Annotated in this window: 1 protein-coding gene; it reads right to left on the minus strand. The window is 63.2% G+C overall.

Features of this window, described 5'->3' with window-relative positions; translation table 11 throughout:
• The coding region (locus tag SB772_RS41150; RefSeq protein ID WP_410838668.1) for a polysaccharide lyase family protein at positions 1 to 272 on the minus strand (272 nt) is incomplete at both ends.

Genomic DNA, 272 nt, shown 5'->3' on the forward strand with positions numbered 1-272 from the left:
GGTCAGCGTCTTGCCCTGCTCGGGCTGCGCGGATGCAAAGCCGATCGTCAACGTGGCCTTGCCCGATTGCGCGCGGTCGAGATCGAAATGAATGCGCCAGTCCGGACGTTCCGCGTAGACGGTCCACTGCGCGTAATTCCAGTCGCGCGCGGGATCGCTCTTGCCGATCACGAAATCGACATCGTGCGGAAACTGCTTCGGATAGCGGCGGAACATCTGATAGTTGCGCGCGTCGTCGCCGTTGCGGAACTCCGCGGCCGAGCGATCGAAGC

It is taken from the genome of Paraburkholderia sp. SIMBA_030, assembly GCF_046535245.1.
Lineage (GTDB): Bacteria > Pseudomonadota > Gammaproteobacteria > Burkholderiales > Burkholderiaceae > Paraburkholderia.